10 protein-coding genes are annotated in these 7,017 nt (G+C 42.8%); 6 read left to right on the top strand and 4 right to left on the bottom strand.

The window, feature by feature from the left end:
• Positions 1–6 precede the first annotated feature (6 nt).
• The 5 genes from B3014_RS13550 to B3014_RS13570 are packed head-to-tail and all read left to right on the top strand — an operon-like array spanning position 7 to position 3,507.
• The gene (locus tag B3014_RS13550) at positions 7–420 is read left to right on the top strand and encodes a DsrE family protein (protein ID WP_286305098.1); all 414 of its coding nucleotides are present in this window, start codon (positions 7–9) and stop codon (positions 418–420) included.
• Between the two features lie 2 nt (positions 421–422).
• Positions 423–818, top strand: coding sequence for a hypothetical protein (locus tag B3014_RS13555; RefSeq protein ID WP_289244991.1), 396 nt, complete (start codon positions 423–425; stop codon positions 816–818).
• Positions 819–857: 39 nt separating this feature from the next.
• Positions 858–2,309, top strand: a complete 1,452-nt coding sequence (gene ccoN, locus B3014_RS13560) for a cytochrome-c oxidase, cbb3-type subunit I (protein WP_289244992.1) — start codon at positions 858–860, stop codon at positions 2,307–2,309.
• Positions 2,310–2,313: 4 nt separating this feature from the next.
• Entirely contained in the window at positions 2,314–2,553 is a 240-nt protein-coding gene (locus B3014_RS13565) for a hypothetical protein (protein ID WP_289244993.1), read from the top strand.
• Positions 2,554–3,507 carry an NAD(P)H-dependent flavin oxidoreductase gene (locus B3014_RS13570; RefSeq protein ID WP_289244994.1) on the top strand — a complete coding sequence of 318 codons (954 nt, stop codon included), beginning with the start codon at positions 2,554–2,556 and terminating at the stop codon, positions 3,505–3,507.
• A 255-nt stretch (positions 3,508–3,762) separates the two neighbouring features.
• On the opposite strand, the gene hisI is transcribed toward B3014_RS13570, so the two are convergent.
• Genes hisI through B3014_RS13585 form a run of 3 tightly spaced genes read right to left on the bottom strand, consistent with a single transcriptional unit; the run spans position 3,763 to position 6,096 of the window.
• Complete coding sequence (hisI, locus tag B3014_RS13575) at positions 3,763–4,167, bottom strand: phosphoribosyl-AMP cyclohydrolase (protein ID WP_289244995.1); 405 nt, start codon at positions 4,165–4,167, stop codon at positions 3,763–3,765.
• Positions 4,168–4,180: 13 nt separating this feature from the next.
• Positions 4,181–5,434, bottom strand: coding sequence for an ABC transporter permease (locus B3014_RS13580; RefSeq protein WP_289244996.1), 1,254 nt, complete (start codon positions 5,432–5,434; stop codon positions 4,181–4,183).
• A gap of 5 nt (positions 5,435–5,439) precedes the next feature.
• Positions 5,440–6,096, bottom strand: a complete 657-nt coding sequence (locus B3014_RS13585) for an ABC transporter ATP-binding protein (RefSeq protein WP_289244997.1) — start codon at positions 6,094–6,096, stop codon at positions 5,440–5,442.
• A 111-nt stretch (positions 6,097–6,207) separates the two neighbouring features.
• On the opposite strand from B3014_RS13585, the gene B3014_RS13590 reads away from it, so the two are divergent.
• The gene (locus B3014_RS13590) at positions 6,208–6,735 is read left to right on the top strand and encodes a DUF3299 domain-containing protein (RefSeq protein ID WP_289244998.1); all 528 of its coding nucleotides are present in this window, start codon (positions 6,208–6,210) and stop codon (positions 6,733–6,735) included.
• Here B3014_RS13590 and B3014_RS13595 read toward each other — a convergent pair.
• Positions 6,732–7,017: ZrgA family zinc uptake protein (locus B3014_RS13595; RefSeq protein WP_289287007.1), on the bottom strand; the 286-nt coding region annotated here is incomplete at its 5' end. The two genes, B3014_RS13590 and B3014_RS13595, sit on opposite strands and share 4 nt — an antisense overlap.

The raw sequence follows: 7,017 nt of genomic DNA on the forward strand, positions 1-7,017 counted from the left end.
ATGACAATGTCACATAATAAAACACTCACTTTCGCCTTTATGGACCCACCATTTGAGAGCGAGCGCACCGTCACTTTTTTTAGATTACTCGATGCCGCCTTAGATGCTAATTCTCATGTGAAGGTATTTGCTTATGAAGGTGCTGCTGCTTTGTCATTCGCCAAGCAACAACAACATGGCAATGCCATCCATGGACATGATACTGAACAAGAAGATCATCCACTGACCAAAACATGGATTGCGTCGCTACAGAATAAAGCACGTAAGAAAGCACTCTCTTTTGAATGGATTAATTGTGGCTTATGCGTCGATGAGCGTGGCGTCAATGACACCATCCCCGGTTGTCATCGTGGAGGACCAGCCGATTTATGGCGCTATGCCTCAGAATCATTTAACACATTAACTATTGGAACTCGCTAATCATGAAAGTCTTACAAATACTCGATCAAGCTTTCAGAACAGTTGTGGAAGAACAAGATGAAACGATTCTATGGTTAATTCAATGTATGCAAAAAAAAATTGAGCATACCGATATCGACCAACTCCAGTTATTACTCACAGGCCAGGCCGTCTATTACACGCAACAAAAAAAACAGCAGCCTCCACTAAAAATAGGTGATTGGCAGCAAACTCAACCAGCGAATATAAATACCGATATAGGCAACCTGATTTCATCTCATATTCCTATTTATGTTGTGTATGAAGATTTATGGGATAGAGGGTTAGAAATGGAAGCGCTTAGAGAAGGCATACAAGTCGTGAATAGACAACAGCTCGTGCCTATCTTCGAACAAGCCGACCAAATATGGCATTGGTAACGCTCACCAAAATAGCCATTCAAAATCAGGAGTTCTATCATGAACACAACACATAATTACAATGAAGATATTACCAAGTGGTTTTCCGTCGCCGCCTGTATTTATCTTGTCATTGGTACAGGCATCGGTGTGTATATCGCCTCCGAACTCGCCTGGCCATTTCTTAATTTTGATAATCCATATATTAGTTTCGGACGATTAAGACCAGTGCATACTAACGTGGTTGTCTATGGGTTTGGCGGCTGTGTTTTGATGGCGACAGCCTATTATGTGGTTCAGCGAACTTGTTACGTCAGATTATGGAGTGACAAGATGGCCTGGTTTACATTCTGGGGCTGGAATCTCTATGTGATTGGCGCTCTGGTGACGCTTCCACTGGGCTACACTCAGGGTAAGGAGTACGCAGAATTAGAATGGCCTTTTGATATTTTGTTAACCGTTGTGTGGCTCGCCTACTCAATCAACTTTATTTTCACATTGAGCATTCGCCGTGTTTCCCATATCTATGTAGCGAACTGGTTCTTTCTGTCCATGATGATTATGTTCACCTATCTCCATGTGGTGAATAGTTTGTCGATTCCCGTTGAATTGATGAAATCCTACTCGATTTTTGCTGGCGTTCAGGACGCCATGATTCAATGGTGGTGGGGTCATAACGCCATTGGCTTTTATCTCACCGCGGGTTTTTTAGGCATCATGTATTATTTTGTGCCCAAACAAGCTAATCGGCCTGTTTATTCTTATCGCTTATCAGTGATTCACTTCTGGGCATTGATATTTGGCTATGTATGGTTAGGTGCGCATCACCTGCAATATACAGCTCTGCCTGATTGGACAGGCTCTCTTGGTGCAGCAATCTCTCTCGCCATGATTATTCCATCATGGGGAGGAGCAATTAACGGCATGTTCACATTAAGCGGTGCTTGGGACAAACTCAGAACCGATTATATTCTCCGTTTTCTCATCGTGGCGCTGGCTTTTTATGCCATGTCAACGTTTGAAGGCCCTGTAATGGCGTCAAAAACAGTTAATGCGCTTTCACACTATACCGACTGGACGATTGGTCATGTTCACTCTGGTGCATTAGGTTGGGTGGCGATGATTTCAATAGGTGCGCTGTATCACATGGTCGAACGCTTATGGGATACCCGAATGTTTTCTGTGCGTTTGGTTAATGTTCATTTCTGGTTAGCCACAGTCGGTACAGCCATTTACATTACCGCCATGTGGGTGGCCGGCATCATGCAAGGACTGATGTGGCGTGCTTATGATGACTATGGCAATCTGGCTTACACGTTTGTGGAGTCTGTGGCTCAGATGCATCCTTACTATGCTATTCGAATGATGGGTGGTCTCGTCTTTTTCAGTGGAGCCTGTGTCATGCTGTTCAATGTAGTGATGACTATTAGACAAGCTATACGGGTTCATCATGCCAGTAATCAATCCATGACGGATAATAAAGTCGATATTTCAGTCAAGTTGGGAGGGTAATCATATGAGCGTTTTACTCATATCAGCATTATTTATGAAGTATCAGGACACGCCTCAGTTCTTTATGCTAATTGGTGTCGATGCTTTAATTATGATCGCATTTTACTTCATCATCAAAACCGTTTATTCAGCTGAGAATAAACATCGTTATATAGAGGAAAGTTTTATCCCTCTTGATGATGATAGCTATGAAGAAAAACTTCGCCTTGGCACTCGTCATACTTTCTCATCCAGGAGAAAATAAATGGCCATAACTCAGCTCACAAAGCGACTCGGTATCCAACATCCTATCGTTCTGGCCCCCATGGGTAACGTGGCCGGAGGCAGGCTGGCAGCTAGTGTGTCGAACGCTGGTGGGCTTGGAATGATTGGTGTCGGTTACGGTGATCTTGATTGGCTCAAAACTGAACTTGCAATTCTAAAGCGTACAACAACTAAACCATGGGGCGTTGGTTTTATTACCTGGTCACTCACGAAGGAAGTATTTGACTTTGTTATGCGCTACTCTCCAAGTGTGGTGATGATGTCATTTGGTGATATAAATCAATGGGTAGATAAAATCAAATCATACAATATCCCCTTGATTTGCCAAGTTCAATCGTTATCTGAAGCCTTGGAAGTCAATAAAAAAGGGGCAGACTTCATCGTCACACAAGGTAGTGAGGCGGGAGGTCATGGTAAAAGTCAACGTTCCACCTTATCACTAACGAAGGGAGTCATTGATCACCTACCGAACACACCTGTCATAGCGGCTGGAGGTATTGCCGACGGCAAAAGCCTCGCAGCTATGTTGAGCCTGGGTGCAGTGGGCGCTTCTATCGGCAGCCGTTTTTACGCATCCACTGAGTCTTTGGCTGATGATAAGTTAAAACAAAAAATACTTGAAAGTAGTGGCGATGATACGGTTAGAACCGATGTATTCGATATTATTCGAGAAATATCATGGCCTAAAGAATATTCTGGCAGAGCTTTGAAGAATGCTTTCACGTCTAAATGGCATGGCAATGGGGCTAAATTAAAACGGCAACTGTCTCAACACCAATCCACTTTTTTTACTGATCAACAATCAGTCAACTTGGATTCAGCCATTATTTGGGCAGGAGAATGCATCGATTCTATCAATGATATTCAAGATGCTGAGAGCATTGTCAATAACATGATCACTGATGCTGAGCACACTCTCGGTAGTGCAATATAAAGTAATTTATTCATACAAAATCGCTTCAGCGTAAACAGTGTTAAACACGCGTTAACACAATAGAACGACATTACTGTATGAAAAAGTCTTCTCGTTCTTTTGATGTCATTATCGTGGATATTATTAGCACAAAAGCATGAGCGTTATATTGATGCTGCGAATGATTCCAACGATGAAGCCATATCAATATCTAAAAATAGCGCTCAAGCGATACAATTTTCCCTCTAAACAGTTACTTTCAGCTATCACTACGAGTTAGTTAACTTTATCGTTAACGACAACAACACGATCATCAATGATTTGATTGTAGAAACAGCTTTTCCTGCCTGTATGGCAAGCCGCTCCTTTCTGATCAACTTTTAAAAGAACGGCATCGCCATCACAATCCAAGAAAATTGACTTTACTTCTTGGGTATGACCGGAGGTTTCGCCTTTACGCCATAAGCATTGTCTTGAACGCGACCAATAACACGCTCTTTTGCTAGTGACGGTTTCAAGCAGCGCTTCTTTATTCATCCAGGCAACCATCAATAGTTCACCTGAGTCATATTGCTGGGCAACCGCATTGATCAAGCCTTGAGCGTTCCATGGCAAATTATCGATAACTTCTTGTAGCGCTAGAGAACTTCCTGTGGGTAAATTTTCTAATGTTTTTATCATTCCGAAGCTCCTGTTAACTTTCTGCTAAACGTGAGTGTAAAGCACGTGTATACGCCGATATCGCAGGAATAAGGGCAATAATAACGCCACTACCAAATACGCCCAGGCATAGATAGAGGTTAGACAGTGTAAACAGATTGCCTGACACAGCGATACCATAATTTGCCAGTAAGGCATCTCCCCACCCGTTAATTATCACCATCAGCATGACAAAAGCAGAAACGACGGCAGCACTGGTAATTAATACGGCTTCGAGTTCAATCAATAATAGAATACGCCAAGGCCCCATGCCTAAAGCTCTCAATACGGCAATCTCTCTGAGTCTTTCTCTTATAGATGACAACAACATCGCGGCCAGCCCCAATAAAGCGGCAACCAACACCATCAATGAGATCAGTGATAAAGCCATTTCTACAATGGACAACATTTGCCATAACCGTGAGAGCGTCACGCCAGGAATGATGGCAGATAACGCTTCAGGCTGATAATTATTGATTTCTCTTTGCAGGTGAAAAGTGGTGATTTTATTTTTCAGCCCCAACATAAATGCCGTGATGGTCTTTGGCTGCAAATCTTGCTCTGTGAGTTCGTCAAGGCTGACGGTTTTACCTGGTAATCTGATGCCATTTTTCCAATTCATATGAATGGCTTCCATCGCGCCCAGACTGATATGCAGCGAACGATCAACAGGTGTGCCGGTAGCGGCTAAAATACCCACCACGGTAAAAGGCGTGTCATCGTGTAAGCTAAAACTGTTTTGGGCCGTACCATGCGCCAAAATAATCTTAGAACCGTTCTTATAGCCTAACTGCCTAGCGATATCGGCACCAATAACGACATCAAATGCCCCATCAAAAGGCCGGCCTTGAGCAAATTCCAAAGCCTGTCGCTGACCGTATTTGAAATAAGTAAAATAGTCCTTGCTGGTGCCTACCACCCGATACCCCTTATGGGAATCGCCAAGTGAGATGGGGACTGACCAGGCCACCCCCTTCTGCTGACTAATATTCTGATAGCTCTGCCAATCTATATTTTGCGTAGCATCCCCAATTCTGAAGACGGAATACAACAATAAGTTAATATCGCCGGTTCTCGCCCCGACAATCAGATCCACACCTGAAATCGTACTGTTGAAGTTGTGTTTGACCTGATGCCTGATATGTTCCACAGCCAGCAAAATAAATACGCTGATAGTGATAGCAAGAAAAGCGACAATAACGGAGCCTTTTCTATGCCAAAGACTCTGAGTGGCTAAGCGTAAAAACATAGACATTACACCTGGTTAAGTGATTCAAGAGAAACACTATGATCGAAAAAACGTTGTAGGGACTCATCATGGCTGACAAATAACAGCGTCACCTTTCTATCCTCACAATGTCTCATCAACAGCTGCATAAAAGAATCACGATTATTCTTATCCAGGGACGATGTGGGCTCATCAACTAACAGAAATTCAGGCTGCTTAATGAGTGCCCGAGCGATAGCGACACGCTGTTGCTGACCAATACTCAATTGCGCTGCTGGATGCTGCCACACGGATTCTGGTATTTGCAGAGCAGTCAGTAACATGCTGATGTCATGCCGACTGACTTTTTTGTGGGCAACGTCAGCAGCGAGCTTAATATTATCAATGATATTCAGGTAATTAATCAGATTAAACTGCTGGAAAACATAGCCAATGTGACGCGCCCTAAATCTATCGCGTTGACGCGCTGACATCTTGTCTAAACGCTGACCACCAATCTCAATTTCTGCTTGTTTGCAAGGTAAAATACCGGCCAAAATATTGAGTAATGTGGACTTACCATGACCTGAGGGTCCGTATAGGAAAACAGACGCCCCTGTCTGAATCTGCCAGTCGGGTATACTCAGCGTCGGCTTTGTATTAGCCTTGTACTGAAATTGTAAATTCTTGATAGACACCGTCATATAGTCACCACAATTCGCTCTAACTGATATAGCATATCATTCATATTTTTTACGTTGGTTTCATATCAAATGCTATTTTTCAAACACATATCGACATGCCTTTTCTTTGTTATGGTTTTCTTTACTCAGACCTTAGTTGCTGATGAGTACCGTACCATCGACTGGATTGAGTTAATGCCCAAAGATGACTTGGAAGCCTTATCCAACCCACCTGAATATCTCAATGAGATTGAAGATGGCAGCTTTGAAGATCAGATCAGTAGCCAATTACAACTTGCATTGGAAACAGCCGCTGACGATAAATATCAACAAGCACTGGTTTCAACCAAAGTCGTTGATGCCTTTGATAAACAAAAAATTCGTCTACCCGGATTCATCGTACCCATTGAATTTGATAGTCAGTACCGGGTGACTGAATTTTTCTTAGTACCCTTCTTTGGTGCCTGTATTCATGCGCCACCACCGCCACCTAATCAGATTATTTATGCCAAATATGACGAAGGATTCTCTCAAGAGAGTCTTTACGCGGCATATTGGCTGACAGGGACAATCCATATCAGCCTGACTGAAAATGAAGTAGCGACATCGGCATACACAATTGAAATCAATAGCATTGAGCCTTACACAGAAGATAACTAATCTAGAGAAATAGACGAGTTCTCCTGAGTCAGTTTGGCGACACCTGCCTTGTTACTGCTTATCCACTCAACATTGATTCGTTCTATCGCTGGAAATTTTTGTAGCAGCAAGACATCAATCTCACTTAAATTCTCCGTGTTGTCACAGCTAAACTGATATTGCGCTTCCAAATCTGCATGATGATTTTCGTGTTCATGTTCATGTTCATGTTCATGTTCATGTTCATGTTCATGTTCATGTTCATGTACAGGTTCATGTTCATGTTCATGTTCATGTTCATGT

Origin of the sequence: Methylophaga sp. UBA678, from assembly GCF_002299105.1 — a bacterium.
GTDB classification, from domain to species: domain Bacteria; phylum Pseudomonadota; class Gammaproteobacteria; order Nitrosococcales; family Methylophagaceae; genus Methylophaga; species Methylophaga marina.

Excerpts from the sequence above, each read along its gene's own strand:
- ccoN (WP_289244992.1), top strand. The coding sequence starts at position 858 with ATGAACACAACACATAATTACAATGAAGATATTACCAAGTGGTTTTCC.
- B3014_RS13565 (WP_289244993.1), top strand. The coding sequence starts at position 2,314 with ATGAGCGTTTTACTCATATCAGCATTATTTATGAAGTATCAGGACACG.
- B3014_RS13580 (WP_289244996.1), bottom strand. The coding sequence starts at position 5,434 with ATGTTTTTACGCTTAGCCACTCAGAGTCTTTGGCATAGAAAAGGCTCC.
- B3014_RS13555 (WP_289244991.1), top strand. The coding sequence starts at position 423 with ATGAAAGTCTTACAAATACTCGATCAAGCTTTCAGAACAGTTGTGGAA.
- B3014_RS13585 (WP_289244997.1), bottom strand. The coding sequence starts at position 6,096 with ATGACGGTGTCTATCAAGAATTTACAATTTCAGTACAAGGCTAATACA.
- B3014_RS13590 (WP_289244998.1), top strand. The coding sequence starts at position 6,208 with ATGGTTTTCTTTACTCAGACCTTAGTTGCTGATGAGTACCGTACCATC.
- B3014_RS13570 (WP_289244994.1), top strand. The coding sequence starts at position 2,554 with ATGGCCATAACTCAGCTCACAAAGCGACTCGGTATCCAACATCCTATC.
- hisI (WP_289244995.1), bottom strand. The coding sequence starts at position 4,167 with ATGATAAAAACATTAGAAAATTTACCCACAGGAAGTTCTCTAGCGCTA.
- B3014_RS13550 (WP_286305098.1), top strand. The coding sequence starts at position 7 with ATGTCACATAATAAAACACTCACTTTCGCCTTTATGGACCCACCATTT.